Annotated in this window: 24 protein-coding genes and 1 tRNA gene; 11 read left to right on the top strand and 14 right to left on the bottom strand. The window is 47.2% G+C overall.

What is annotated here, in order from left to right; all coding sequences use genetic code 11:
- Window positions 1–10 precede the first annotated feature (10 nt).
- Together NWE92_11045 and NWE92_11050 are read right to left on the bottom strand one after the other, a co-directional pair.
- Window positions 11–436, bottom strand: coding sequence for a hypothetical protein (locus tag NWE92_11045; GenBank protein MCW4030168.1), 426 nt, complete (start codon window positions 434–436; stop codon window positions 11–13).
- Window positions 437–519: 83 nt separating this feature from the next.
- A complete protein-coding gene (locus NWE92_11050; protein ID MCW4030169.1) occupies window positions 520–714 on the bottom strand; it encodes a DUF2798 domain-containing protein in 195 nt (64 codons plus the stop codon).
- A 152-nt stretch (window positions 715–866) separates the two neighbouring features.
- Between NWE92_11050 and NWE92_11055 the strand changes: the two genes are divergently transcribed.
- Window positions 867–1343 (top strand): Rrf2 family transcriptional regulator, encoded by a 477-nt coding sequence (locus NWE92_11055; protein MCW4030170.1) that lies wholly within the window; start codon window positions 867–869, stop codon window positions 1341–1343.
- Here the strand turns inward: NWE92_11055 and NWE92_11060 are convergent.
- The 3 genes from NWE92_11060 to NWE92_11070 form a co-directional block, all read right to left on the bottom strand.
- On the bottom strand, window positions 1338–1892 hold the full coding sequence (locus tag NWE92_11060; protein ID MCW4030171.1) for a hypothetical protein: 555 nt from the start codon (window positions 1890–1892) through the stop codon (window positions 1338–1340). The two genes, NWE92_11055 and NWE92_11060, sit on opposite strands and share 6 nt — an antisense overlap.
- 112 nt (window positions 1893–2004) lie before the next feature.
- A tRNA-Gly gene (locus NWE92_11065) sits at window positions 2005–2080 on the bottom strand.
- A gap of 45 nt (window positions 2081–2125) precedes the next feature.
- Complete coding sequence (locus NWE92_11070; GenBank protein ID MCW4030172.1) at window positions 2126–2971, bottom strand: nucleotide-binding protein; 846 nt, start codon at window positions 2969–2971, stop codon at window positions 2126–2128.
- Window positions 2972–3118: 147 nt separating this feature from the next.
- Here NWE92_11070 and purM point away from each other — a divergent pair, with 147 nt between their 5' ends.
- Window positions 3119–4201, top strand: a complete 1083-nt coding sequence (purM, locus tag NWE92_11075; GenBank protein ID MCW4030173.1) for a phosphoribosylformylglycinamidine cyclo-ligase — start codon at window positions 3119–3121, stop codon at window positions 4199–4201.
- 113 nt (window positions 4202–4314) lie between these two features.
- Here the strand turns inward: purM and NWE92_11080 are convergent, their stop codons facing one another.
- A complete protein-coding gene (locus tag NWE92_11080) occupies window positions 4315–5244 on the bottom strand; it encodes a hypothetical protein (protein ID MCW4030174.1) in 930 nt (309 codons plus the stop codon).
- Between the two features lie 470 nt (window positions 5245–5714).
- Here NWE92_11080 and NWE92_11085 point away from each other — a divergent pair, with 470 nt between their 5' ends.
- The 5 genes from NWE92_11085 to purQ all read left to right on the top strand — a co-directional run bounded on the left by NWE92_11085 (window position 5715) and on the right by purQ (window position 9507).
- A complete protein-coding gene (locus NWE92_11085) occupies window positions 5715–5843 on the top strand; it encodes a hypothetical protein (protein MCW4030175.1) in 129 nt (42 codons plus the stop codon).
- Window positions 5844–5858: 15 nt separating this feature from the next.
- Window positions 5859–6005, top strand: a complete 147-nt coding sequence (locus tag NWE92_11090) for a hypothetical protein (protein MCW4030176.1) — start codon at window positions 5859–5861, stop codon at window positions 6003–6005.
- A 63-nt stretch (window positions 6006–6068) separates the two neighbouring features.
- Window positions 6069–6320: a phosphoribosylformylglycinamidine synthase subunit PurS gene (purS, locus tag NWE92_11095; GenBank protein ID MCW4030177.1), complete on the top strand. Its 252-nt coding sequence runs from the start codon at window positions 6069–6071 to the stop codon at window positions 6318–6320.
- Entirely contained in the window at window positions 6317–8692 is a 2376-nt protein-coding gene (gene purL, locus NWE92_11100; protein MCW4030178.1) for a phosphoribosylformylglycinamidine synthase subunit PurL, read from the top strand. Before purS ends, purL begins: the two co-directional genes overlap by 4 nt.
- Window positions 8689–9507, top strand: coding sequence for a phosphoribosylformylglycinamidine synthase subunit PurQ (gene purQ, locus NWE92_11105; GenBank protein MCW4030179.1), 819 nt, complete (start codon window positions 8689–8691; stop codon window positions 9505–9507). Before purL ends, purQ begins: the two co-directional genes overlap by 4 nt.
- Window positions 9508–9564: 57 nt before the next feature.
- Here purQ and NWE92_11110 read toward each other — a convergent pair whose 3' ends face one another.
- From NWE92_11110 to NWE92_11140, 7 genes are all read right to left on the bottom strand, one after another.
- Window positions 9565–13155, bottom strand: coding sequence for a right-handed parallel beta-helix repeat-containing protein (locus tag NWE92_11110; GenBank protein MCW4030180.1), 3591 nt, complete (start codon window positions 13153–13155; stop codon window positions 9565–9567).
- A gap of 125 nt (window positions 13156–13280) precedes the next feature.
- On the bottom strand, window positions 13281–14192 hold the full coding sequence (locus tag NWE92_11115; GenBank protein ID MCW4030181.1) for a carbohydrate kinase family protein: 912 nt from the start codon (window positions 14190–14192) through the stop codon (window positions 13281–13283).
- On the bottom strand, window positions 14189–15094 hold the full coding sequence (locus NWE92_11120) for a formylmethanofuran--tetrahydromethanopterin N-formyltransferase (protein ID MCW4030182.1): 906 nt from the start codon (window positions 15092–15094) through the stop codon (window positions 14189–14191). The genes NWE92_11115 and NWE92_11120 overlap by 4 nt, the downstream gene beginning before the upstream one ends.
- A gap of 1 nt (window position 15095) precedes the next feature.
- Window positions 15096–16178 carry an HAD hydrolase family protein gene (locus NWE92_11125; protein ID MCW4030183.1) on the bottom strand — a complete coding sequence of 361 codons (1083 nt, stop codon included), beginning with the start codon at window positions 16176–16178 and terminating at the stop codon, window positions 15096–15098.
- Between the two features lie 2 nt (window positions 16179–16180).
- The gene (locus NWE92_11130) at window positions 16181–17587 is read right to left on the bottom strand and encodes a hypothetical protein (protein MCW4030184.1); all 1407 of its coding nucleotides are present in this window, start codon (window positions 17585–17587) and stop codon (window positions 16181–16183) included.
- A 63-nt stretch (window positions 17588–17650) separates the two neighbouring features.
- Window positions 17651–18928 carry an amidophosphoribosyltransferase gene (locus NWE92_11135; protein MCW4030185.1) on the bottom strand — a complete coding sequence of 426 codons (1278 nt, stop codon included), beginning with the start codon at window positions 18926–18928 and terminating at the stop codon, window positions 17651–17653.
- A gap of 419 nt (window positions 18929–19347) precedes the next feature.
- Window positions 19348–20181, bottom strand: a complete 834-nt coding sequence (locus tag NWE92_11140; GenBank protein ID MCW4030186.1) for a hypothetical protein — start codon at window positions 20179–20181, stop codon at window positions 19348–19350.
- A gap of 68 nt (window positions 20182–20249) precedes the next feature.
- Between NWE92_11140 and NWE92_11145 the strand changes: the two genes are divergently transcribed.
- Together NWE92_11145 and NWE92_11150 are read left to right on the top strand one after the other, a co-directional pair.
- Window positions 20250–21008: an ABC transporter ATP-binding protein gene (locus NWE92_11145; GenBank protein ID MCW4030187.1), complete on the top strand. Its 759-nt coding sequence runs from the start codon at window positions 20250–20252 to the stop codon at window positions 21006–21008.
- Window positions 21001–22266: an ABC transporter permease gene (locus NWE92_11150; protein ID MCW4030188.1), complete on the top strand. Its 1266-nt coding sequence runs from the start codon at window positions 21001–21003 to the stop codon at window positions 22264–22266. Before NWE92_11145 ends, NWE92_11150 begins: the two co-directional genes overlap by 8 nt.
- Before the next feature lie 243 nt (window positions 22267–22509).
- On the opposite strand, the gene NWE92_11155 is transcribed toward NWE92_11150, so the two are convergent.
- The gene (locus tag NWE92_11155; GenBank protein ID MCW4030189.1) at window positions 22510–25131 is read right to left on the bottom strand and encodes a PQQ-binding-like beta-propeller repeat protein; all 2622 of its coding nucleotides are present in this window, start codon (window positions 25129–25131) and stop codon (window positions 22510–22512) included.
- Window positions 25132–25646: 515 nt separating this feature from the next.
- Between NWE92_11155 and NWE92_11160 the strand changes: the two genes are divergently transcribed.
- Together NWE92_11160 and NWE92_11165 are read left to right on the top strand one after the other, a co-directional pair.
- Complete coding sequence (locus NWE92_11160; protein MCW4030190.1) at window positions 25647–25979, top strand: hypothetical protein; 333 nt, start codon at window positions 25647–25649, stop codon at window positions 25977–25979.
- Complete coding sequence (locus NWE92_11165) at window positions 25979–26254, top strand: winged helix-turn-helix domain-containing protein (GenBank protein ID MCW4030191.1); 276 nt, start codon at window positions 25979–25981, stop codon at window positions 26252–26254. Before NWE92_11160 ends, NWE92_11165 begins: the two co-directional genes overlap by 1 nt.
- Window positions 26255–26341 lie beyond the last annotated feature (87 nt).

Here is a 26341-nt window from a genome sequence, read left to right on the forward strand (position 1 = left end):
TACCTTCTGATTAGATGACCCATTCGTAGATGGTTATGTTAAAGTCCTGCCACATGGGGTCTGATGCTTCAAAGGTAACCAGTGCCGCGACGCCGTTTAGCCAGTCGAGTTTCTCAGACATAGTCATGAAGCTCCATAGCCCCACGCTTTTGCCTTTGCCCTCCACCATCTTGGCGAGGTCTAAGCCTTTGAGCACGCCCATTTCGCCTGTGCTTAAACGGAATACGCCTTGGTCTTTAGCGGCGCCCAAGCCTTTGGGGGGAGTCATGCCTTTGGCTGTGACGGTTATGAAGCAGTCCACGCCTTGCGCGGGTCCAAAACCCTTCATTTGCGCTGTCCAGGAGTAGATTTGTTTGACGCCTGCCATTTCGACGGATTTGATGAAGCTTGCGCCACTTTTGCCTTTGCCTTCAAACAGTTTTTGACCTAAAACCAAATTTTTTCACCACAAAAAGGAGCTTTTGCAGCCTTTAATTGGTATGTGATTGGTGCTAGTCAGCTACAAAAGGGGTTGTTGATTTAATTTGTTAAGCTGTTTACGAGTTTGTTGATTTGGGGCGGCAAAAAGAATGCTGCGGGGAATGCTGCTGTAAAGCCGATTGTCCATGAGGTTAGCCAGCCGAGGACTTGGAAGCCTGCGATGCCGTTGAAGATTAGGCCCATTAGTAAGGACATGGCGCCGGCCATGATTAGGGCCATTAGTAGTGCGCTCATGAGCCGTTTTTTGGTGGGTGAGTTTGTTGTTGATATGTTGTACACTTCCTCTTTTTTGTAATTATATAAGTTACAAACTAATATAAATCTGTAACGCTAACACTTACAAAGTTTTATATCATCAAAACACCAAATACCTCACGGTAACCAATATGCGCACCAGCACACGATTCCCCATAGCCGTCCACACCCTAATGATAATCGCAGCATTCACAAACCAACAAAAAGTAAACAGCGACCTCATCTCACAAAGCACAGGCGTAAACCCAGTCATCATCCGAAACATCTTCACCCAACTCAAAAAAGCAAACCTCATATCCGTATCCCCCGGCCCCGGCGGCACCACCCTAACAAAAAAACCCCAACAAATCACCCTCTGGGACATATTCACAGCAGTGGAAACCAAAAAAACCGAAGACATCTTCAGATTCCACGGCAACGTTTCCCCAAACTGCCCCATCGGCAGCAACGTCCATGAGCTACTCTATTCGCATCTAGATGATGCCGTTGAGGCACTAAAAAAGGAGCTATCCAGCGTCACAATCGCCGACCTAATCAAAGAACTGCGCCAAAAAATTCCTGATTTACCTGAACACTCCAGTGAGTGCGGCCAAGAGGGCAGTTTATGATTTTGGCGGCTTGCCTTTGACAAACCCAACGATTACTAAAACGACACCAACCACGAGTATGCCAAAGCTGATTGCTACAAAAACAATTGAAGAGCTAAATTGAGAGATCAAGGGATTTACGACTGTAACGTCTCTATAGGCAACTTCGTTGGATCGGTAGACCCAAGTTGAAATAAAACCAGTGTCTGTGGAGTCGCTGGTGTAGATAAAATCATAGTTTTGGCTTACTGGAACAGTCCAATTTTTGTCTACAGCATTAACACCAGAAAAAGTTAGGTAAGTTGTCGAGCCACTTCTAATACTCAAATCGAATGTTGGGTCGGCTTCGCTAAAGATTAACGCAGAAATACCCATTAAATCGCCTTCATTCAAACTAGCTTGCAGAGTAACATTAGGCGATAAAGGAATGGGGAAATTGTCGTTGATAACACACGCTGAATCTGGAACGTAAGGTGAGCTTATAGTTGAAGTAAAAATAATAGGCGAAGCTACTAGTAAAACCCCAATTATTAAGATTAATGCGCCTAAACTAACGATTAATTTTTTCAAGCATCTCGGCTCCAGTTTTTATTTCTTGAATAGCTTTTAAGATTTGTTAATTTTTGATAAACAAACCAAAGCAAACTCTTAATAATCAAACAGGTTTGCGAAGAAGAAGGGTTGGTGCGGTTGCCGGGATTTGAACCCGGGTGGCCAGCTTGGGAAGCTGGAGTCCTACCGAGCTAGACTACAACCGCACAATGCTGTGTTGTGGGTCTGCGCCGATATAACGGTTTTTGTGTCTACCTTAGAAGCCGTTCAGCATCCACAATGTAGCCGCAGCCTGTCAATTCACGTATCAACGCCAGCTTCCAGCTGTCACGGTCATCGAGGGGAGCGAATTTTACGCCTTCAAACTCGATGGGAAACGCAAAGTTGGGGCTTTCCCGATAGAGAGCAAGCACCCGCTCCTTGCCAAGCTTGCCCAACAAAAACCCAAACATAAACAGCACATCCTGCCGCGGCGTCCGCTCACGCTTCGTAGCTTCTTCACCCTTAGGATAAACATAAATGTCGGGCGAGAGCAAAACCACCGCAAACCCCACATCAGCATACTCCTTGTAGCGGTCTACGAGTTTTTTGCCCTGAGCAGGTTCTTCACTCATCACCACGGAGGCTAGGCCGAGTTTTCGTAGCGCCGCAGTCATGGTTTGTTTCATGGTCTCGTCCGCGCCTGAAACGACGATTATTCGGCGGGGTGTGCCATTTGGAGTTGGAACGGGTGCTGGTTGAGTTTGAGCGGCTGTGGGGGTTTTTTGGGTTGGGGCGATGAATTCTTCGGTGCAGATGTATGCGCCTTTGACTTTGCCTTTTAAGATGTTGTCGATGACGTATTTTTTGTCTTTCGCAACCACGATGCTTTCGAGGTTGGGTAAACGTAGTTGGTCGGCGGTTTGGTAGGACCAGAATATGATGACTTTTGTGACTTTTATTGGGGTGAGGAGGCGTCCCATTAGCCAGAAGGGTTCACCGTTGGCAAAGGGTTCTTGGAATGACCCTATGAGTTCGGCGCGGGATATGTTGAAGCGGAAACCCGACTTGTCAGGCTCACTGTACTCGATATAGACGTGGTATTTAGGATTAGGCACTGTAATCAGGATAGACACTTGTGTCGAAAACTAAAAACCCTTCCCCCAAAAAACCATGCAGAGGCACATAGCAGTCGCCCAAGCAAGGGTGCAAAGCAAAATCGTTATCAGACACATCGACACTTTTAGCGTGCAAGGAGATTAGTGATGCCCAAAACCTACACTTACACAGATGCAGGCGTCAACCGAGCGCAGCGCCACGAATCCAAAAAAGCCCTCACAACACTCAAAGAAACCTACAAGCACATAGGCTTTGGCGGCATAATGCGCCTACCCTTCGGCAACCTCTTCCCCATCGACCCAGACACGTTTTTGGACCTCCAAATAGAGGGCGTCGGCACCAAAGTCTTAGTCGCCGAACTGGTCGACAAATATGACACCATCGGAGTAGACGCTGTAGCCATGGTGGTAAACGACGTTATTCGCAGCGGCGCAAAACCCCTAGCGCTTGCCGACAACATTCATGCGGTAGCCAGTGAACCCAAACTCGTCAACGCATGGCTCAAAGGCATAATCGCAGGCGCCGAAGAATCCGAGTGCCCCATCGTGAATGGCGAAACTGGAGATGTTGCAGAAATTATCCGCGGCATCAAACCCAACTCAGGCTTTGATATGGTTGCTTCCTGCATTGGCAAGGTGGAGCGCCAAGACATCATCACTGGGGAGAGCATCAAACCCGGCGACCCCATCATCGGACTGCCCAGCAGCGGCGTGCACAGCAACGGCATCACGCTGGTCAGAAAAATCCTGTTTAAACAGTGGGGCGGCAAATACGACCCAACCGACATCCCCGAAGGCTTGGAGCGGGAAGTTGGGTTGGAAGTGTTGGAGCCCACAAAAATCTACGTCAAACCCCTCATGCAACTCGCGCGGGAAGTCAAAATCAAAGGCGCCGTCCACATCACAGGCGACTCCTACACCAAATTCAACAACCTCACAGCCTACTCACCCGGCATCGGCTTCAAATTTGACAACTTCCACCCGCAACCCATCTTCGCCGTTATCCAGAGGACAGCGGCTGAACTTGGCTACACCATCACCGACGAGGAAATGTTTAAGACATTTAACATGGGCTGGGGCTTCGGCATCATCATCGACAAAGCAGACGTTGACAAAGCCATGAATACATTGGAGCAGGACAGCGTTGAGCCGCAGTTGATAGGCACCGTAACCGACAAAGAACGCGTCGTAGAAATTGAGCACCAAAACAAACATATGACCCTAACGTAACAACCCGCTACATAACCAAAACCCAAACCAACCGGCACAGCAGAAAAAACCAAGAACTTATCCCTAAACGCCTAAAAAAAAATAACAGGTTTTCAAATTAATTCTATAATTGTTCAACTAACACCTGCGTGTCGCCATTTTTTATACAGCAAAAAAAAGGAAAAAGAAGCAAGTATTATCCCAAATGAAATTGCTACTGCGGTTAAATATTGCGGGTAAAGCACAGGTTCTGGGGTCGCTTCTAAAGAAGGCGTTACACTAGTATCAGCAAATACATTTGAGGGCATGATAAGAGGATGATGGTCAATATTATTGCTGTCCAATATGTATGGCACGTCGCCTAAACCCGAATTATTAACTTCTGAAGCATACGAATACTTGGTTAAGTAGTCACCCCAATAGTTGCCAATTGAACCGTTGTCCCAAAAATGTTTTTTACCGTTTAACGACAAGTTGCCGCTTAAAAAATTGTTTTGGGTGAAATTATCTGAGTGCGAATCATCGCTGTAAACAGTTGCAAGGTTGTTGCAGAGTATAATATTGTTATTTGAAGAGGTAAAATCGATGCCGAATATATTGCTTTTTGTAATGAGATTATCATGGCAGTTAACTAAAAAAATGTACTTATCCCCACTCGCATTACTTATAGTACAATTAGAGCAGCAATACAACCAGATATTTCTAGTATTGGTGGATGCGATAGACACATTTTTTATAGTTACATTTGTTGCTGTGGATATCTGGATCCCTGGATTAAAATAATTGGTGTTAGCGCAATCTATGCTGTGCCCTGCTCCGTCAAACACTATGTTACTAGCTTCAATCGAAAGGGTGTATTTTTGGGTGAGATTAGCGGTGAGGGTATAAACACTTCCTGTTTGTTTAATGAATTCGGTTACAGGTTCGACGTTGCCATTGTTTTTTATTATGATGATTGGCAAATAGTCGTATCCCATAGGATTTGCACTTGCTTGTAATGGAAAAGAATTCATCATAAAAAGTAAAACCATTAAAATAGTTGAGAATTGAAGAATTTTTTTCATATCTTAACTCTTAATTACGCTATCGCTGTTGCAATAAATGTTTTTTCGTCAAGCTTTTTTGACTAAGAATAATTTTCAAAGTTATTTGTTGGTAAAATCGTTTTAAGGGGTGTTTAGTGGGTTGTTTTTCGTGTGATCAGCGCCGTCACAAAGTTTGGTGCGTCAAATCATCCAGCACCAGAAACGCAAAGAACGCCACGGAAATCGGCTTGTGCGTTGCGTTTTCCACGAACCTATTAGGATGCTAATAGTTGATGTATGCAGGAACCTATAGGGGGTAGGCTGCTGCTTGTGGCGGGTTGCGTTTTGCGCAGTTTGGCGCTGTGCGGGTTTGTCTTAGGGGGGTAGGGTGTTATTGGTTGAAAATCAAGCCATTACCGATGTTGAGAATGAGTGTGAGAATTAGGATGGTTTTTTCGTGCTTTTTTGTTCGCAAAATTGCTTAAAGGGAGCGGGTGGGGGTTGGTTGGGTGACGGGCGAAACTTCCGAATGGGCCATGCTAGTGCCCGACTGCATTGCGCTACTCAATGCTAATCTTGTGCAGAAAAAAACAGACCCTCCATGCCCCCACACCCAAACCCTGCCGCCCTCAACATAGAGCCATGTTATCCGTGTGGAGAAAACCTCTGATGCCACACCCAAACAGACGCCTAAACACGTTGCAAACAAAAAACGCAGCCACACACATTTGCAGTCTTGTGGGATTTTTAGAACCACCACACCCACACAAAGACAGAAAACACAGAACACAGCGTTTTAACATAAAATATTGCATTTTTCTTGACGAAAGCGTTTAAATCCAGAAGCCCCGATTTAACCAACCATGAAATACGCTGCTAAAATTGAAGTTAGCCTTAAACCGGGGCACAGCAACCCCGAAGGCGAAACCACCGCGCGACTACTTCTCGAACTCGGCTACAAAGTCCAAGCCGTAGATGTCAGCAAAGTCTACACCGTAAACCTCGAAGCTGCATCCGCCGTCGAGGCGAAGGCGAAGGCTGAAGAAATGAGCAAACGCCTACTCGCCAACCCAACCAAAGACAACTACACAATTAGCGTCGTTGAACAGAAATGACCGACCTCTACCAGAAACGTGGCTCAGCCATAGAAGTTGCCTTTGCCAAAGCCACGCCGCAGCAGCTCGCCGAAATCAACAGCGAACTCGCCCTAGGATTTAGCCCACAAGAACTCGAAGCCATCCAAACCTACTTCCAAACCGAGAACCGCAACCCCACAGACTTAGAACTCCAAACCATTAGCCAAACATGGAGCGAACACTGCTGCCACAAAACGTTTAAAGGAAAAATCCAACTCAACGGCAAAACAATCCAGAGCCTCTTTAAAACCTACATCGCCAAAGCCACCAAACAAATCAACGCCCCATGGTGCGTAAGCGTCTTTGAAGACAACGCGGGCATCGTAAAATTCGACAAAGGCTACGGCATCGCAGCCAAAGTAGAAACTCACAATCACCCCTCAGCGGTGGAGCCGTTTGGCGGCGCAGCAACAGGTGTGGGCGGCGTCATCCGCGACATTTTGGGCGTCTGGGCAGATCCCATCGCATGCACCGATGTTCTGGGCTTTGGACCTCTAGATTACGATTACAATAAGCTCCCTGTAGGCGTTAAACACCCCAAATACGTCTACATGGGTGTCACGGCGGGGATTAGCGCGTATGGCAACAACATGGGCATTCCAACCGTTAATGGCGCCATATACTTTGATGACTCCTACACAGGCAACGTGGTGGTATACTGTGGCTGCATCGGACTCTTACCATTAAACAAATACGTCAAAACGGCTAAAGTCGGCGACTATGTGGTTTTGGCAGGCGGCAAAACAGGACGCGACGGCATCCACGGCGTCACCTTCGCCTCAGCTGAACTCACCGAGAAATCGGAGGAAATCAGTCGCCCCGCCGTCCAAATCGCAGACCCCATCGAAGAAGAAAAAGTCAAACGCACCGTCGTCGAAATCCGTGACTTAGGATTAGGCTCAGCCGTCACCGACATCGGAGGCGGCGGTTTATCTTCAGCTGTAGGCGAAACCGCGGAACGCTTCAACTGCGGCGTATCTGTTGACCTCGCCAAAGTCCCCCTCAAATATCAAGGGCTAACCCCATGGGAAATATACATCTCCGAATCCCAAGAACGCATGCTCCTCACCGTCCCCCCCGAAAATCTGGAACAGGTTATGGCGATTTTTGAAAAAGAAGACGTATTAGCCAACGCCATCGGCAAACTCACCCTGCAACGGCGCCTAGAACTCACCTACAACGGCGAAACCGTCGCAGACATCAACATGGAATTCATGTTTAACCCCTGCGAAAGCACCAAAACCGCAACCATCCAAACCCCCAACCTCACCGAACCCATCTTCCCAGAACCAGCCGACCTCACCCAAACGCTTTTGCAACTTCTCTCAGCACCCAACATTGCCAGCAAAGAAGCCATCATCCGAACCTACGACCATGAAGTTAAAGGCAACACACTCCTAAAACCCCTCCAAGGCGAATACGCAGGGCCCAACGACGCAGCCGTACTCAAACCCGTCGATGACTCCATTAAGGGCTTGGTCATTTCGTCGGGTATGAACCCTAATTATGGCAAAATCGACACTTACTGGATGGCTGCTTCCGCAATCGACGAAGCCATACGCAACAACCTTGCCGTGGGCGGTCGAAGAATCGCATTGCTGGACAATTTTACGTGGGGTAACCCAGAGAAACCCGAACGATTGGGCTCACTGGTCCGCGCCTGCGAAGCATGCTACGATGTAGCCACCACATTCCGAACGCCGTTCATATCAGGCAAAGACAGCCTCTATAACGAATCCCCCCTGGGACCAATCACTCCCACTCTACTCATCACAGCCGTCGGAGTTATCCCCGACGTAAGCAAAACCGTCTCAGTGGACCTCAAAGCCGCGGAGAACCATCTCTACATAGTCGGCGACACCTACCCTGAACTAGGCGGCAGCGAATACTACAAACTCAAAGGGTACCTCGGCAACTCTGTGCCTAAACTCCACGCATCCAAAGCCAGAAAAGCCTACTACAACCTCACCAAAGCCATGGGGGAAGGCATCGTGAAGTCCTGCCATGACCTCTCGGAGGGCGGTTTGGCGGTGGCGGCGGCGGAGATGGCGTTTGCAGGCGGCTTAGGCTTAGAAATCGACCTCAAAGCTGTACCCGTAAAAGGTGTTGAGCGAAGCGATTTTGTGCTGTTCTCAGAATCCAACAGCCGCTTCCTAATCGAGGTCGCAGAAGAAGACCGCGAACTCTTCGAAGAACTGATGGGCAAATACAGCGCCCTCATAGGCAAAGTAACCCAAGAGCAGAAACTACTCATCCGCGGCCTAAACGGCAAGATTGTGGTTGATACATCGCTGGAGAAGCTGCGACGTAGCTGGAAACAAACCCTAAACCCACAGGAGGCATCTCAATGAACATAGAAGACATCAAAGTCTGCGTACTCCGCGTAGGCGGAACCAACTGCGACGCCGAAACCCAACGCGCCTTCCAAGAACTAGGCGTACAAGCCGAAACCGTACAAGTCAGCGACATGATAAAACGCCGCAACCTCCAAGACTACCAAGCACTGGTCTTCCCAGGGGGCTTTAGCTACGGCGACTACGTACGCAGCGGCGTCATATTCGCACGGCATCTAGCAGCTAACTTGGGAAAAGAAATCGAAAAATTCGTCGACGAAGGCAAACCCATATTGGGCATCTGCAACGGCTTCCAAATCCTAGTCGAATACGGATTGCTCCCTGGATTTGACGGCATAAGCACCTACCCGCAAGCTACGCTTACCACCAACGAGCCAGCTGGCTTCAAATGCGAATGGGTCTACCTCAAACAGGAAAACCGCGGCAAATGCGCCTTCACCGCCAACATTCCAGCGGGCAAAACCATCCAGCTTCCCATAGCTCATGGCGAAGGCAGACTGCTCTTTCCCAAAGAAAAAGAAGAAGCAATCCTAAAGAAACTCATCGACCAAGACATGCTGGTGTTCCGCTACTGCACCAAAGACGGCGAAGCAGCAGACGGCAAATACCCCACCAACCCCAACGGCAGCTTCTATGACATTGCAGGCATATGCAACAAAGACGGCAACATCTTCGGACTCATGCCACATCCTGAACGTGCCGTGTACTGGTGGCAACAACCCAACTGGACAAGCAAACCCTCGACACTTAAGTATGGCGATGGCAAACTGATTTTCCAAAGCATCATCGACAAACTAACCAAAACAAGCTAAAACGAAAACAAGAAAAAGATTAGGAGATTGATTCTCCTTGGGCAAAATAATTGCCCTTTAATTTTTGTTTATTTTTGGGATTTTAATTTTTGTTTTCTGTTGGTAAACTCCGAAGGCTGCAAAGCAGGCAATCAAAGCCACTAAACCTGCGTAAGCATATTCTGGAACCGCGAAGAGCAAACCGATTTCATGGCTGCTGAGGGTGAATGTTGCGTAGATGAAGTAGTGGGTGCTGTTCTTTTCGATGGTGATGGATGAGGCTTCTATGGGGGTGTTGTCGATGAATAGTTGTAGGTTTGTGTTGTTTGCGTCTATGGGGAGTATAAAGCGTATGTAGCCGAGTTCGCCGCTGGGTCCGCTTGCGGTGAAGTTTAAGGTTCCAAGGTTTGAGGTTACGTCGGTGATGGTTACGTTGCTTGTGACGGTAACAGGTAGCGGTTGTCCGCTTGGGTAGTTGAATGCCGTCAGTGTTGTTGGGTTGAAGAAGTTAACCAAGGGATAGTTATCAACGTTAGCGGGGTCAATAGTGTAGGGTACGTCTCCTATGCCGTCGCTTCCAAGGACACTCTGCGTTACGGTGTAGTATCTGTCTTCGCCTGTGTAGTCGCTCCAGTAGTTTCCGCCTGAGGGGTAACCGTCATCCCAGAGGTTATCGGATGAAGTATCAGTTGAGGCGGCTTGAACAACTCGGTTGTTTATGAGGTTATTGTGGTAAACCTGACAGTGCCAAGCGTTTGTCAATATAATGCCTATTTCACTATTTTCTACGGTGTTACCGATGATGTTTAAGCCAGTTAGACGGTTATCGTCATCCACTCCGCCATGGGGGTGAATACCATACCAACCGCTATTGACCACGTAATTGTTTAGTATGTCGTTGTAGTTCGAGAAGGTTTCGATTCCGATGCCGTCGCCTCCACTTCCAGAAACGGTATTGTTGGCTACAACGTTGTATATCGAGCTTTGAATAAGGCGTATTCCTTCGGCGCCGCTTGATTGGATGATGTTGTTGAGTATTTGGTTGTTGTTAGCGTTAGATGACAGCTGGAGGTTGTCGCCATGGTTTCCAGTTAATGTGTTGAAAGCAATGTAATTGTCAGATGATGATTGAACTAAAAGGCCGCCATTATTATTGTCAGATATTTCGTTTTCAGTTGCAGTATTGTGGCGGCCGCCTTCGATTTGAAGCCCCATATCACTTTGCGTTATGCTGTTAGCATTTACGGTGATGTCCTCTGAGGCGGGGATGTATATGCCTATGCCACCGTTCAGTTGTGCTAAATTGTTCTCTAAGACGACATATGAACACTCAAACAACGCAGCCCCATCTTGTCCGTTGGCTGTAAAGTTATTGTATTCCACTAGTGAGTTAGTTGTGTGCGCCATGTCAAGACCATTCACCCAGTTTCTAGTCATGTTGTTTGAAGTGATGAATAGGTTGGCGCAGTCAAGTTCTGTTCCTAAACCATTGAACAAATTGTATTCGAACGCATTTCCTGTAACCGTTGAATCAACCACGTCAATGAGGCGCATTCCGTGGTCACGATTGTACACAATGGCGTTGTCGCTTACTAGAGAATCAGTGGAGCCACTTATGTGAACGGCGGTCTGCTGATTATTCACCACAATGTTGTTGGAGATGATGTTTTGTGAGCCTTGGTCCTCAAAGATGCCGGGACATTTGTTGCTGTAGATAAAGTTGTTTTCTACATAAGCATAAGAGGTTGATTGAAGGAAAATTCCTTCAGCGCCGTTGGTTATGGCAAAGTTTTGTATAACAATGTCGCTGGTTCCGGTGGAGGTTCCGAAGACCACGTTTCCGCCGCCATCCACTAAGCTACCAACAGGGCTTGAACCGATAAGTTGCACGTTTTTCCATATTGACACAGCTTCATAATAAACGCCATCGTCTACCTCGATGAGGTCTCCGTCTGAGGCTTCATCAATTGCCTCCTGAATCGTAGCATAATTGGCACCAGTGTCGGTGTTATGGACTGGGAGATAAACCGCTGGATACTCAAGCGGCGAATTATCGACGATGTTTTGGGTGAAGTCGATCACGTATGGAGCAGGCGCAACGAAGTCAGCCCAGTAGTTGCCGTCAAAGTTGTTAGAGGCCGAATCCTCTGAAACTGAAATATAGAAGGGGTCACCTGAAAAATTGTTTTGAGTGATAGTGTTGGATGAAGCGGCTAGTAATTTAAGAGCGCCCCCAGCACTGTTGTCAGCGAAATTGTTGCCTAAAATAGTGTTTGTTTGTGTATTTTCAAGAATCATGGCTTGTTCATTATTGGTTAATTGATTTCCAATTATGTTATTCTCGGCCGGACTGCCTTCTGGACCAGAAACATGGATACCTATACCGCCGTCGGCTATGTCATTTTGGGCTATCCAGCTGTTCTGGCAGTAATCAAAGTAGACGCCCTTAACGCCGCATGCAGAAAGTATGTTTTCCACCACACTTATTGCCGAGGAAGCTTCGAAATAAATGCCATATTCTGCTTGTATGCCGTTTTCCAGAATTCCAGTATTTTGACACCCAACACCGTGGATTCCGGTAGGACGGTATCCCCCTGCAGAAATCACCGTTATATCGTTGCCTCTGACCATAGCGTAGCAAGTTTGGTCTAGGTATATCCCTGTACTGTGACTGCTTATTTCGTTATCAGTGATACGATTGTACAGAGATCCGCTGTTTTCTATGATGATACCGACATCGTTTCCGGAGTTGCCAGTTATAACGTTGCTTACAACGTCATTGTTAGAAGAGCCATCCTGCAGAGCTATTGCGGCAGTAACAATGTAATTGTCGTAAATTTCGTTTTCTTTGATGGTTAGAAACGCGCTTTGTCCTCGCACTATTATTCCGTCGCCTTCACCGACTGAAATAGTGTTCGATTCAATTACTGAATCAAATGATGAATAGAATTGAATACCATATTCTGTTGTCGAACTTATTTGGTTGTTTTTTACGTTTATTGATCGGCTGTTTCCTTCTACGGATATTGGATTTCTCACCAAGGAGTTATCGCGTACTTCTACGTTTCGGGCTTCGTATACAAAGATTCCGGCGTCACAGAAGCGGATTGTGTTGCCTTCAATCACTGCAGGGGCATCATGACCATCAACACGTATACCTGTTTGGCAGTTCATTATTACGTTATTGGAAATTTTGTTATTAGAGCCCCACATAACAAAGATGCCGAAACCCAAGTTGTCCTGCACAATATTGTCTGATATTACGGCGTCCCATACGTTGTTGAGAAATATACCCGATTCAGGGTAGGCTGCACCGCCATTTGTGACCGTGAAGCCAGAGATGGTTACACCATTCGCAGTGACTTCTATGGTGTGGCCGCTGCCTTCGCCCTCTATTATTGTGTTTTCTTTGTCCTCGCCAATCAGGGTTAGAGGCTTATTCACTACAATGTTCCCGTAATATGTCCCCGTAGGAACAGAAATTGTATCCCCATCGGAGGCTAAATCAATCATATCTTGGATGATTGATGACGCTGATACCGAGTTATTGGAAAAAACCAAAACTGCGGAGGTGGATAATAGTACAATCAATGCAGCAACTAAGAGTTTGCTGGATTGTTTTTGTTTTATGGGCAGGACTTTAGAAAGGGACACGTAAACCTTCTCCAAAGAAAAATAGCGAGCCCTTGCTTTATTTAAGGTTTGTCAAATATTAAAAATTCTGATACCAGTGATAAATAAATTTAAAAAACAGAATAAAAAAGGAAATTATTTGCACATAAAAGCAGTTACAGCTAAATTACAACTAAATCAGTTTTGTAGGGCAACCCCTCACGTGCACCCATCTTGATTACGCTTCGTGAAGCCACAAAATTACCCAACTGCCCGCATTCAAAGAGGGTTTTGTTGTTGATTAAGCCATAGAGGAAGCCCGCGTTGAATGCGTCTCCAGCGCCTGTAGTGTCCACTGCTTGAACCTTGTAGGGCGGTATCGTCTTCTTTTCCTCGCCGTTGGTGACGTAGCAGCCCTTATCGCCAAGTTTAACAGCGACAATCTTGACGCCCATATCAAGCAGCATTTGTGCGCCTGCAGGGATATCTGACGTGCCAGTGATAAGCTCAAGTTCCACAGAGTTAGGCATCATGACAAAGGAATTTTGGATTAGGGGTTCAATCGCTGACCGACCTTTCTGGGCATATAGTGAACCAGGGTCAAAGCTGACTTTTACAGTGTCAGGCAAAAAGCTCATGAGTTTTTTTTGTGTTCGGAAAGATTTTTCGCCCACAAAACTCGACAGATGCACAATTAGGGTTTGAGTAACGTAGTTGGCTTGGAGTTCGCGAAATTCTATGCTGTCGTTGACGCCGGGGTTTATGTAGAGGGCGCGTGCGCCTTTTTTGTCCACAAATCCCAGACAGACACCGCTTTTACCCTTTGGCGAAACGGTTATGCCGTCAGTGTCCACGCCCTCGGCTTTAAAGCATTCAAGTTGAAGTTTACCTTCATGATCATCAGCGACTTTACCGATGAAACCGACTTTGCAGCCCAACCGCGCCAAACCGACCACGGTATTGGCTGCTGAGCCACCGCAAACTTCCGCGTAGTCATGGATGAAGCTCTCTTCTTCGGCACCCGCTATTTTGTCGACTTTAAGCAGGGTATCGACGTTTAGGGCGCCAAAACCGATTACGTCAAATTTTGTCATAGCAATACCTCTTTGAAGGGGATTTTGTATTGGCCCAGTTTGCCTTCATAGTTACCCGCCCCAATTCGCACAACACCTTCTATATCCTGAACTGCGTTGATGCCGACGCGGGTGGCTTCTTTGAGAGCATCCACAGACACGCCGTCGTAGACGATTTCGGCAATGTAATTTACTCCATTAGGCACTTGGGATTCTTTGCCCAACTTGGCTTTGAGCGAGGGACATAAGAAGTGGTTGGTAGTGGGACCGATTTCTGGGAACTTGGTTTCAGGTTTACTGCCCGCAGAGCAAACGTCAAAGGTGGTGACGACTCCTTCAACTTGCTGAATAGCAGCTAAGGCTTTTTTGCCGGCTTCTTTGAGCGCCTGCTTAGTGGCGCACATGACCCAAAAGTTGCCGCCCATCACACCCCGCGCATAACCGATATAGTGCTCTATAACGAAGTCGGGAATCATTAAAGGCACCACAATAACTTCGCGTCCATGGCGTTTTTCGACCCATTCGTAGCCGTCACCGCAGTGACCTACCCGCGGCATCATGTCGAGTTTGCCTTCGGGGTTAGGTAGGGCATCGTAGATGGCAGTGAAGGGTTTTACCAAGATGTCTTGGCGGATGTGGTAGGAAAGTTCTTTCTCAAACTTCTCAAGCGATTGCTGGAAGGCTTTCTTGGGGTTGATTTCGCCCCAGAGCTGAACAATCGCTCCGACGCGACCATCAGGGGTTTGGTTTGGGGTGAGGTAACGCTCAATGCCGCCCTCGGTTCGTCCAATAACCACGGAGGGGGTAGCGGTGGCGTCTTCGGCTGCTTTGCGCAGGGTTTCCTCGTCGTCTGCGGTTACGATTATGCGGCAGTATAAGCCGGCGAATGCTTCAATAAAGGTATCATCAATTAGGGGTTTCATTTTATCCTAGTCTCCCAATTGCGACTCCGCGGACTTTTTTGCGGAATTCGCTACTTTCTTTTATGACTGCTTCCATATTTTGGGCTGTTACTATTTGAACCCTTGGCAGGGCATTTGGATAAATTTTGTAGATCTCTTTTAGTAACGCCGTGTTTGTGCCGCTTTCTTCAACTGCAGCTTTTACCCAGTAGTAAACGACTTTTAACGCCTGCGCCTTGCCCAATCGAGAGAACAAATCAGCAAGCACCGCAGTTACAAGATTACTCTCTGAACACACCGCGACTTCAGCGTTGCGTACAGCGTAGCTGTTGCCGTTAAAAGACACAGCCAAACCCCCCGCTTCTTTGACCAGCCGAAAAGCCTCCACGTCTGTTATGCTGTCACCAACATACATAACATCCGACAAACGCGCACCTAAACGCGTCACAACATCTCGAATTGCCTCAGCTTTTTGTTCTCCGCCAACCGTAACTACCTCGCGTATGAATTTGCCAGCAGACATCGCTAAGAGTTCAGTCCAGAAAATCTCGTCAAGCCGCCCAATGAGAGCTTGGTCCCTCGGGGAGAAATCCGCTAGGGATTTTGCGTTTGGGGGAATCTCGATTAGGAGCATCTGGGCGATTTCTTGGGCAATTTCGCGCAGACGGCTTTGTTCTTGGGGGGTTATGGAGGTTTGGTCGAGGCTGACTTTTGTGCAGTAAGTGTTTTCGAAAGGGAAACCAACCGAGTCGCAGAGAGCTCGGATGTAGTGTTCGTAGCTGGTGCTTACGAGGTAGGCGTTGGCTGTTTCTTGTATATAGCGCAGAGCGGAGTTGGTGTCAGCTATAAGGAGAATATTTTGAGCTGAAAAAGCACTCATTTGCGCGTCGGTAACATCATAGGCTTTAAAGAAAGGCAGAATTAACCGTAACGTGCTACCCGCCGAGTAACCCGGTTTTGCCAAAACATCAGCCAAAACGTCATCATATTTGCTGATGTTTGCAAAGAGAACGCCGCCATTAGGGATAAAGTGCGCGGCTAATTCGTACGCGTTGTCGTTTTTAGAGATAGGCCCCTCACAGTCTGAGATGAAAACGCGTTTCAAGCCTAATCCCTCAACTTTTCCATGTGACGGACGCTTTTGGCTATGTGAGGCTGGGCAGCGATGTCAGTGCGGTTCCAGAGGGCTCCACCACTGATGGCTTGGGCACCTTCTTGGCTGATTAAGCGGGCTTGCTCGATGCTGTCGCCGATGCCAAGGATTCCAATCGCGCGGCTTTTTAGCGGGTAGTTTTTGCCGTCTCGGATTTCCATTGAGCCGGGGTAGATGCGTATGTTTTCGCCGAACTTTTTGGTCAATGCCTCGGCTTTGGATAGGTCGACGGGGCTGTTGAGGGCTGCTTTGTCCACTTTACTGGGAAAAACGGTTGTGTATCCGCCGTAATCTGCGGGTACCTTGTAGGTAAAAACCGTCGCAGCCTGAGATACGTTAATGCCTCTTAAGTTGCCATCGATCATCCGCAGGCAGACGTCTACAAAATCGTCTTTGATTACTGGAAGCAGGTTCATGATTTCAGGGTCGCCGGGGCGACTGTTGATTTCTAGAATCTTAATTCCTTTGCCTGTGTGCATAAACGCAAGGTAGAGGGGAACGCCGCGTAGGGCGGTTTCGTCGGGGATTTTTTTGCGCCACCCGCTGAATACTTTTTCGGTTAATGCCAGCTCTTCTTCGCGGTCTGCCGCTGTTAAGAAGGGTAAGTAGTCTTTGGCGTCTTTGTATGAGCCCATGCCGCCCGTGTTTGGTCCTCGGTCATCGTCGAAGGCGCGTTTGTAGTCGCGGGTGTCGGGGAGTGTTATGAAGTGTTTACCATCGCAAAAACCCATGCAGCTGGACTCTTCACCGGGCACTTTTTCCTCGATGATAACGGCGCTGTATTGGAAGTTTGACATGAAATGTTCAAAAAGTTCTTCACGATTAGCAAAATGGTCGCCCCAGACTCCAACTCCTTTACCTAAAGCAGGCTTGTCGGGCTTCACCACAGCCTGATTATCCAATTCATCCAACCAATGATAAACATCGGCTTTGACGTCTTTGCCTTTATAGTCGGCGGGGTCAAAAACCTTAAAGCGGGGGTTGGCTTCGGGCGCGATTTCTTGGAAGAGGATGCGTTGGGCAACTTTACTCTCTTCAATGGCGTACTCTTTTTTGGGACACACCACAGGTATACCTGTACGGGATTCTATAAGGTCACGTAAGCCGTCAATTATGGGTTTCTCGGAGCCGACCAATACAAAATCAAGTTGGTCTTTGTTGACTTCTGCGAACCGACAGATTTCTCCTACGTCAAGACTGGGAAATACGGCGTGTTTGGCTGCGTGTTTAGCGTTGTAGGGGTTTCGTTGTTTGTCGGCAACGTAGAGGTTTACTTTGTAGTTTTTGCTTCTCAGCAACGTGTCTGCCATGGCAACTTCTCGAGCGCCATAAGAAACCAAGAGTACACCAATCTCATCCATCAAGATACACCGTATACGCTATTTGTCTGCGCCAAAGCTTAATTTGCTTTTTTACTAAGCAACTTAGGATTGTTGGTCTTCGGATTCGTAGATTCGGGTTTTTTCTTCGTAGCCTTCTTGGAAGCGTTTCTTCATGGCATCAGCCATCTTCTGGGCACAGGGTGTAGGATATTTGCCAGTGATGCAGGCTAAACAGAGTTCATTTTCTGTTTTTCCAGTGGCACGAATCAGATTTTCAAGGGATTGATAGCATACTCCGTCGGCACCGATGATTTTTGCGATTTCGGCGGGGGAATGCCTTGAACCAACAAGTTGCCCATACGTGGACATATCGATACCATAGAAGCAGGGGCCAATGATGCGGGGGAAGGTAACAAAGAGGAAAATCTTTTTGGCGCCAGCTTTACGCATTTTTTCGATTATGACTTTGGTTGTGTCACCGCGGACTACGCTGTCCTCAGTTATGATGACGTTTTTACCAGCGACTTTGGCTCCTAAAATGTTAATTTTCTTATCTATCGTTGAGTAACGTTCCGCGTTTAGCAGAATGAAAGCACGTTCAGTTACATAGCGGTGGCGGCGTGATGCACGTTCCCAACGGAGCCCTGAGGCTTCATGAACACCCATGGCTGAGTCGTCACCAGTTTCAGGAACTGAAAATACGATGTCGCCCTGCTTGGCTTCCTCGGGGAATTCTTTGACCAAGTTGCGGCCGAAGTCTTCTCGGATTTCATAAACATATTTGCCGTTGAAAATCGAGTCTGGCCTAGCAAAGTAGGCGTATTCAAAACTGCAAAAAGCCTCGCGGGGTTTCTCGATGACTTGGATGCGTTTAAAACCGTCTTTAGATACAGTTACGAGTTCGCCGGGGTTTAATTCAAAATCCCGCACGAAGCTGTTCATGTCAAAACTGACAGTTTCAGAGGAGAAGGCAAATGTTGCGCCGTTAGGGTCATGTCCAGCGCAGAGGGGTTTTATACCATGTGCATCTTTGAAGGCAAAAAATTCACCCTCTCCAGTGATGCCAGTTACGGAGAAGGCACCATCTAAGCTTTCCATAACACTGCGGGATGCAGCGGCAAGGTCTCCAGTTTCTTTTAAGGCTTGGAGCATTTTGTGGCAGACAATGTCGGAGTCGCAGTTGTAGAGGAAATCTGGGAAGCGCTCAGTCATTTCTCTTTTTAGGGGCAGGGTGTTTACGATGTTGCCGTTAAAGGATAAAGCAAGTTTTACACCGTCAGCGGAGGCGGTGACGGGTTGGGTGCCTTGAATTATGGAGACATCGTCACATTTACCAGAGGTGGTGTAACGTACGTTACCGATCCCGATTGAGCCTGGCAAACGCCCGAACCATTCGTTTATGGCGTTACTCTTTACTTTTGGTACGAGGTCAAGGCTTTTGTAAGTGTAGAACTGTTTATTGTTGTAAGTAAGGAAGCCATGTGATTGGTGTCCTCGATGATTTTGAGCCCTAAGTCCCCAGTATACATAAGGGAAAACGGGATGATTCTCGTAGTTTATTGCGCCAAAGATACCGCAGCCTATTCTTGGTCCCTTCTCGCGTTAAATGGGGATGTAGTAACAGAAGGGGTTTATCAGCTTTTAGTACAAATTTAAATAAAAACACACGGGATTTTTAACATGAGAACATTTAAACCGTCAGGGATTAGACGCAGGCACTTTTTCAATGATGAAGGAAGCGGGGGGAACCGATAAAGCAAGGTCGGTTCAAAACCCTACAGCCAAGGGGTTTTGGTGGTTTACTTTATCCGCACAGTTCCCTGCTGAATTATCCGCTCAAACAGCAACCGCTGAAGCATAGGTAACCCTGGAATCCGCAACGATACCCCCGCACTCCTTGAATCGTCAGATAAGTTTGGCAGAAACAGGAACGCTTCCTCGTCATCAACGATTGTTAAGCTTGATTTCTTGTTTAAGATAGCGAGCACCATTTTTCTGAAAGCTTCTGTGGTATCATCGGGGATACCTGAAAAATTGGTTATCTGGGTCATTCTACGGAATTCGATAAAATCTTCTTTCTTGAATTTCTCAGCCACCTTCTGGCCGGGTTCTACCGCGCAGACAGCCCTGACATGAACATTCTTCGCCTGTTGAGCCTTCAAATTAGAACCAACCGCCAACAACAAATTAGGAGGATACTGCTCAACCATTATTACGCGTTCTTTGGCGGACGCAATTGTTAACGCTAGTTTTCTGCGGATGGCGAACATACCTCGGACTGCCCAGATAAAATCTTCTGTGGAGTTTTTGCTGGTCTGCTGCATTTCTGCAAGGAGGCGAGTGGCGTCGTCTGCGGCTGATAGATAGGAGTTGCGCATACGGTCAACAACTATGCTGGGGGAGAGGGCATTGTAGAAGACTGGTCGTCCGCTTTGGAATTCCACTGCGCCCATGTCTAGGAGTTGCTCTAGCACTTCGTAGATTTTTGTGCGAGGGACGCCGGAGGCTTTTTGGATGTCGGCTACGCCGGAGGGTCCCAGTGAGGCGAGTGCTGAGTAGACTTTGGCTTGGTATAGGCTTAGACCGAGTTTACATAGGGCTTGTGTTAGTTGTTGTTGCTGCTCAAAGCTCATAACTTGTCACTCTAAGAGTTACAACAAAATTATAAGACAACGCTTCCTAATAACGCTTGGGCAAAAAAATGACTCACACCTCAAACGAAGCAGTCATCGAAACAACCAACCTCTTCAAAACATACAAAGAAGGCCAAATCCAAGCCGTAAACGGTCTAAACCTCAAAATCCAAAAAGGCGAAATCTACGCTCTAATCGGCGCTAACGGCTCAGGCAAAACCTCAACCATCAACATGCTCACAGGCGCACTCTACCCTACCTCAGGCTCCATCCAAGTTCTCGGTTTACCCATCCCTCAAAAACGAAGAGAAGCCGCGGCACAAATCGGCGTGGCACCCCAAGAATACGCCCTCTACAGTGACCTCACGGTTGAACAGAACATCTGGTTCTTCGCAAAACTCTACAACATGAAAAAAGCAGCCTTCGAAAAACGACTAGATGAACTGCTACCGATCCTTAAGCTTAACGAACGTAGAAAAACCACCGTCTCCAACCTCAGCGGCGGCATGAAACGACGCACAAGCATCGCCTGCTCCCTTATCCATCAACCTAAAATTGTCTTTTTTGATGAGGCAACAGTCGGAATTGACCCCGTACTGCGCGCGTTTTTCTGGGATTACTTCCGTTGCCTCACAAAACAGGGGTTGACAATTGTTTTGACTTCACATGTGATGGATGAAGCTGAACGCGCCGACAGAATAGGGTTAATGCGTGCTGGCAAACTAATCGAGGAGGGCACACCTGCCGAGATTAAACGGAGGCATTCGGCTGCTACTGTGGAAGAGGTCTTTGTTAAATTAAGTGAGGGGGTTATCGTTGATGCGTAGAAGCAGTTTTTCAGCTAACCGTGTTGGCGCAGTGGCTTGGCGTGTGCTCAAACAAATCAGCCGTGACAGACGTACGTTTGGAATGATGATTGTTATGCCAGCGATAATCATGCTTATCTTTGGGTTTGCGTTGGGCGGCGAAGTAAAATATGTGCCTATCGTAGTTGACGACCAAGATAATGGCTACACAATCACGCAAAGCGGAAACGTCAATAGTACCGCATACTTCGGAGGCAACATAACAACAGCTTTAGAAAACGATGACAGAGTAAAAGTTACCCAAGGCACCTTCGATTCAGGAGTATGCGGAGTAGATAATGGAACATGCTTTGCAGCCATCCTAATACCAGCCAACTTTTCAGAGACCCTCTTCAAACACGGCCTAGGAAACGCGGCTAGCCAATTATCTAACGTTAAAGTAGTCATCAACAGCACCGTCGGTGGCGACAGGCAAGTCAGCATGCCACTAAACCTCAGCCAAGCCCTCACAGACGTTGGAACAAACGATAACGCAACAATCACACTCTACCTTGACGGCACAAAACCCGCAAACGAAGGCAGCATTTTAGCAGCACTCCAAAGCGCACTACAAGACTCAGTTGGCGGTGGCGGCGTAGAGCTGGATAAACAGTTCGCGTTTGGCAACGTTGAGTACTCAGGATTGGACGTGAGTATTCCATCGGTGATTGCGTTTGTGTTGACTTTTCTGGTGCTCTTGATTTCTCTGATTATAATCACTCGAGAGTCAAGCTCAGGTGTTTTGTCAAGGTTATATGCGACTCCGCTTTCGGCGCTTGAAAGACTTCTGGGGTACTCAATAGGACTAACGCTACTGGGGGTTTTGATGGTCTGTGTGATTTTGGGCATCGGTATCGGAGTGTTCGGTGTCGTCGTTGAGGGTAACTTTGCCTTGCTTTTCTTCGGCGCAGTCCTATATGCATTAGCCAACATTTTCCTAGCAGTATTTCTTTCCAACTTTGCAAAAAACGAGTTGCAAGCCGTCCAAATGGCGCCCCTAATAGCGTTACCAAGCATGGCACTTAGCGGCATGCTCATACCCGTCAACGCATTCCCAGAAGGAGTTCAAATCGTCTCCCAATTTGTTCCCATGTACTATGGCAACCGCATTTTTGAAGGCATCATGCTCAAAGGCTATGGCATTGGCGACTTATCGTTTGAATTTGCAGTTATCGGCGGAATTGCATTGCTGTTCTTTGCGTTGGCGGTTATGACAGTAAAAGACAGAATCCCAGCGTAAGGCAGGCACCATTCCGGAGAAGTGACCTGCTCAGAGGCGACCCCCTCCTCTTGTATAAAGCTGCGAATCGTGACGAGCCCAAAAGGCGAACCATAGAAACACATGAAAAAAGTTTGAAGGTTTGCTGGGGTCTGATGCTCTATAACATTGGAGATACATGCAAAAGCTACCGTCCAAATGTAATTACAGACCCTCTCAGCCCTTCTTAGATTTCAAAAAAAAATAAAAAAGGAAAAGGGTTGTTTATGGGCGTTTTTTGAGTACCAACACTATGATTGCGCCGACTATAGCGATTGCAACAATTATGGCTGCGGTGGATATCGCGAAGTATGTTTCTGTGGGTGGCAGAACGGTTTCGGGGTAGGGAGCTGCTGTTGGTGGTGCTTCACCTACTGCTAGGTAGGTTTGGCCAGATGATGCGTAGTAGGATTTTGTTCCTGCAAAGGAAGCTAAGATTTGATAGGTTCCTGGAACGTCAGGTGTGAATGTGTATGCATATTGACCAGTCGCGTCAGATGTTACGTCAGCTATGTGTCGGTAGTTTCCGTTGGGGTCAATAGTATCGATTGAAACTGGAACGCCAGTTGTGTTTGTTGGCTTGGTTTGTTGCATGAACTTGTATTCCATCCATGCTTGCATGCTGTCATCAGAGACTGCGGGGGTGTCTTTTAGAGAGAATTCCAAAAGATAGTTTGTGTTTAATCTGCCAGATTGCGTTTGGTCTGTGACTGTGCCAGTTAAGAGGATACTAGAGCCTAAAGCTGGAACGATCTGTGGAGCTGAAATGGTGGTAGCGCTTGGTCCTTTGCCGAAGCAGTAGAGCATTTGGTCATAGCTGTTGAGGTTAATTAGGTAGCCATCAGCGATGTAGACGCCAGTACCAGCCGCCATGCCTGCACCCCAGTCTAGAATCTTCCAGATTTCAGTGCCGTCAGTAGCGTTTATGCATCGTAAATCTGCGCCGCGGAATAGTGGTTGAGTAGCTGAGTGTTCGCTTGTTGTTAGGTAGAGTTTTCCGTCACAGGCTGCAGCAACACCAGTCGGGTAGTTGCCGTATGGGGATTCCATGTTTTGGTTTTCAGCAACGTATGTCCAAGCTTTTTCGCCAGTAGTTATGTTGTATGCGTTTACTTCTCCACCGTAACCGTAGGTGATGAAGTTGCCTTCGTAAGTGCAGCAGCAGTCAGCAGTGCTTAAGCCATAGAATTGCATTTGAGATTCGGGTTCGGTTTCCCAAATTTGCTCGCCTGTTGCTAGGCTATAGCCCCAGTATGTTCGGGTAAGGTCTTGTCGGAAGATGAAGACACCATAGTCAGGGTTTACAGTTTCAAGCATAATACCTGGACGACTGCCAACAGCATAATCGCCTAAGGATAAGGGTTGTGTGTAAGTTTTGTTCCAAAGCAGACCGCCTACGACGCCGGCTTCGGGGTCTAGGTTTAGAGCCCAGATTTGGCCTTTAATAGTTGTAGTTGAGTTGGTGACGCCAATCTTTCCGCCGACTACGTCTTTACCTTCCCTTACCCAGTAGATGCTTCCGGTAACAGGGTTTGATCTGCCGTCTTTGCCGTCAAGTGTTACGTTCATCGAGAAGCCGTTTCGTCCATCGTGAACTGCATAGTTTTGTGGTCTCCATTGCCAATAGTTTGTTCCTGTTGTGCCTAAAAGTTCTGTGGGGATGGCTGAACTGTTCCAGCAGGTCAGGTATTGTTTGCCGCCTGAAGTTGCAATGTTGTATCTTAGGATGCTGCCGTCTTTGCCGTAAACTGCTGTTCCGCTTGCTGAAACGTTAGCAATTATGGTGATGGTATCATATGTGTATCCGTCAAGCATTTCCCATGTTGACAAACCAGTACCGGTGGTGTAGCCTGCGGGTAGAGTAACACCTGATGTTCTCCAGAGGTAGGGCATACCGCCGTGTTGGTTGGGTGATTCATAGTCATATATGGAGGCAAATTGGGGCATAACGGTCTTGTTGTCTAGGGCGAGTGTTTGGCCAGTGTAGAGATCAATTGTCCACCAACCGTTATTTCCATGCGCGGTGTTGCGGTCAGAAACTATGACTTTTCCGTTGAGGATAATCATGTTGCCGAGTGTAATACCGCCATAGTGGTTAGTATGGTAACCTATGTCTCCGTAGCGTTCATCCATTGTTCCTCCTGCGTAGTAGGGGCGTGACCACACAATATGTGAACTTTCAGGTCCATAGCCGTAGCAAGTTTTTGTGTTGGTAGCGGTTGCGTGCGCAGCACCTGAGAGGTAGTTACCTGCAAGGACATACCAAAGTCTGTTGGCGCTGTTTATGGGGCGATTCCAGTATTCATTGGGAAGCGGGGTTTCACTCCAAGGTTGGATTGGGTCAGTTTGGACTGTGAAGTAACAGGGGTCGCTGGTTGCTGGACCATAAGTGTCGTTGACGTAAACGCTGTTGACGGGTACATTATTTGCCGTTGGAAGACCTGTGATTATGTAGGCTGGCATTCGGGCTATTACTGAGTAGTTACCAGTTTGTTCAGGGACGTATGTTGTGTAGGCACCGCCAACTGAGTCAGATTCAAAGGGACCAAGAGTCTCGGTGGTGTTATCGGGTTTGGTGACGTCTAAGTAGAAAATCCAGCGGTCACCGTATCGACTGTCGGCGCTGGCTGTGGGAGGAATCTGATTGCACCAGAAGGTAATCAGTTCTTCCTGACCAACTCCGATAGGGGTTGTTGATACTGCTGTGTAACACCAAACGGGGTATGTTACGGATGGGTTGTGTGCTTGACTTAGGGGGATAGCAGCGAATAAGGAAATGGTTATTGAGAGTAGCAAAAGCACTGTTGTTGTGAAGGCTAATTTTTTATTTTGGGTTGTTAGGTTCAATGTGTTGTCTCCTTTTTATTGGGACAGTTCCCTGTCGCCAAATTTCCGTTATAAGCCTCACTCACCTATCGTGAACACAAAATACCCTAAACTTGTTTTTTAGAACGATACAAGAAAGCCTTCACTTTTGACATTTAAATCTGCAAAATCGAAATAAAGACAGATTAAATCAGGGTAGGTCTATGTGGGAACTAGCACGGATCAGCATAGAAATTGTGTCAGCGGCCGTATGCGTTTTTCTTGTTTGGTTCATGATAAAACCATACAGGCTGACTGGACAAGCGCGGTATATCGGTTTACCTTTGGGATTTGGTTTTCTTGGCGCCTCATACGCTATTTCCGCCATAGCGTACTCCGAGACCTTTTGCTGTACCGAATCGCTGTGGCTTCAATCGCTCACAAGGTCATTTGCATTCGTATTTCTTGCAGTAACATACTATTTTTCTACTAGACCAGCAAAAAGTAACCCAATATTTTGGGACATAACCTTTAGCGTATTAATCGTTGTCCTCATAGTGTTATTCCCGCTCGGGGTTGTTTCTCCACAAGTTGCTTCAAGCAGCTATACAGATGGCCAGTTGTATGTTAGAACATTTAATATCATGTGCCTTGCATATGTTGCCGCCCACACACTTAGAAGCCACATAAGAGAACCAAACCCAGCGACGCTGTGGATTCCGCTTGGATTTATTTTGCTTGCAGTCAGCCAATATTCGTTATTGTTCTGGTATATTGACGCAAGTTTCGCTGCATTTTGGGGATCGATAGGCATTCGTTTAGCTGCTTTAGCAGTTTTCCTTTTTGTCGCCATAAAAACGTTCTGCACCAAAAAAGATGAGGACCATTAATGAAGATTCCACGCAGAGACAAACTAAAAATTTATGGCGACATATTATTGGTGCTTCAACAGCAACCTAAAGCTGAAAAGATAGTACTAACGCGGGTTCAAGCCCAAGCAAACGTCGCGTTTGATAGGTTAAAAAATTATATTGCTGACCTCAAAGATCTCGGCTTGATTGAAGATGAAACAACGCTTAAACTCACTGAAAAGGGCAGACAATACGTCAAAGATTACGAAAATGTCGTTGAATTCATGAAACGCATGGGATTAACATATGAATGAATAACTGGACTAAAAGCCAGTTCAAAGGTGCTCTACTCAACGGAATAAAATGGGTTTGGTTTTTCTGAAGGCCCAGGAGGCACGGAT

The sequence above is a fragment of the Candidatus Bathyarchaeota archaeon genome (genome assembly GCA_026014745.1).
In the GTDB taxonomy this organism is placed as follows: domain Archaea; phylum Thermoproteota; class Bathyarchaeia; order Bathyarchaeales; family Bathycorpusculaceae; genus Bathycorpusculum.

What these genes read in the sequence shown, in the direction of transcription:
- NWE92_11050 (MCW4030169.1), bottom strand. Translation starts at nt 714, where the DNA reads ATGAGCGCACTACTAATGGCCCTAATCATGGCCGGCGCCATGTCCTTA.
- NWE92_11055 (MCW4030170.1), top strand. Translation starts at nt 867, where the DNA reads ATGCGCACCAGCACACGATTCCCCATAGCCGTCCACACCCTAATGATA.
- purM (MCW4030173.1), top strand. Translation starts at nt 3,119, where the DNA reads ATGCCCAAAACCTACACTTACACAGATGCAGGCGTCAACCGAGCGCAG.
- NWE92_11080 (MCW4030174.1), bottom strand. Translation starts at nt 5,244, where the DNA reads ATGAAAAAAATTCTTCAATTCTCAACTATTTTAATGGTTTTACTTTTT.
- purS (MCW4030177.1), top strand. Translation starts at nt 6,069, where the DNA reads ATGAAATACGCTGCTAAAATTGAAGTTAGCCTTAAACCGGGGCACAGC.
- purL (MCW4030178.1), top strand. Translation starts at nt 6,317, where the DNA reads ATGACCGACCTCTACCAGAAACGTGGCTCAGCCATAGAAGTTGCCTTT.
- purQ (MCW4030179.1), top strand. Translation starts at nt 8,689, where the DNA reads ATGAACATAGAAGACATCAAAGTCTGCGTACTCCGCGTAGGCGGAACC.
- NWE92_11115 (MCW4030181.1), bottom strand. Translation starts at nt 14,192, where the DNA reads ATGACAAAATTTGACGTAATCGGTTTTGGCGCCCTAAACGTCGATACC.
- NWE92_11120 (MCW4030182.1), bottom strand. Translation starts at nt 15,094, where the DNA reads ATGAAACCCCTAATTGATGATACCTTTATTGAAGCATTCGCCGGCTTA.
- NWE92_11130 (MCW4030184.1), bottom strand. Translation starts at nt 17,587, where the DNA reads ATGGATGAGATTGGTGTACTCTTGGTTTCTTATGGCGCTCGAGAAGTT.
- NWE92_11140 (MCW4030186.1), bottom strand. Translation starts at nt 20,181, where the DNA reads ATGAGCTTTGAGCAGCAACAACAACTAACACAAGCCCTATGTAAACTC.
- NWE92_11145 (MCW4030187.1), top strand. Translation starts at nt 20,250, where the DNA reads ATGACTCACACCTCAAACGAAGCAGTCATCGAAACAACCAACCTCTTC.
- NWE92_11150 (MCW4030188.1), top strand. Translation starts at nt 21,001, where the DNA reads ATGCGTAGAAGCAGTTTTTCAGCTAACCGTGTTGGCGCAGTGGCTTGG.
- NWE92_11165 (MCW4030191.1), top strand. Translation starts at nt 25,979, where the DNA reads ATGAAGATTCCACGCAGAGACAAACTAAAAATTTATGGCGACATATTA.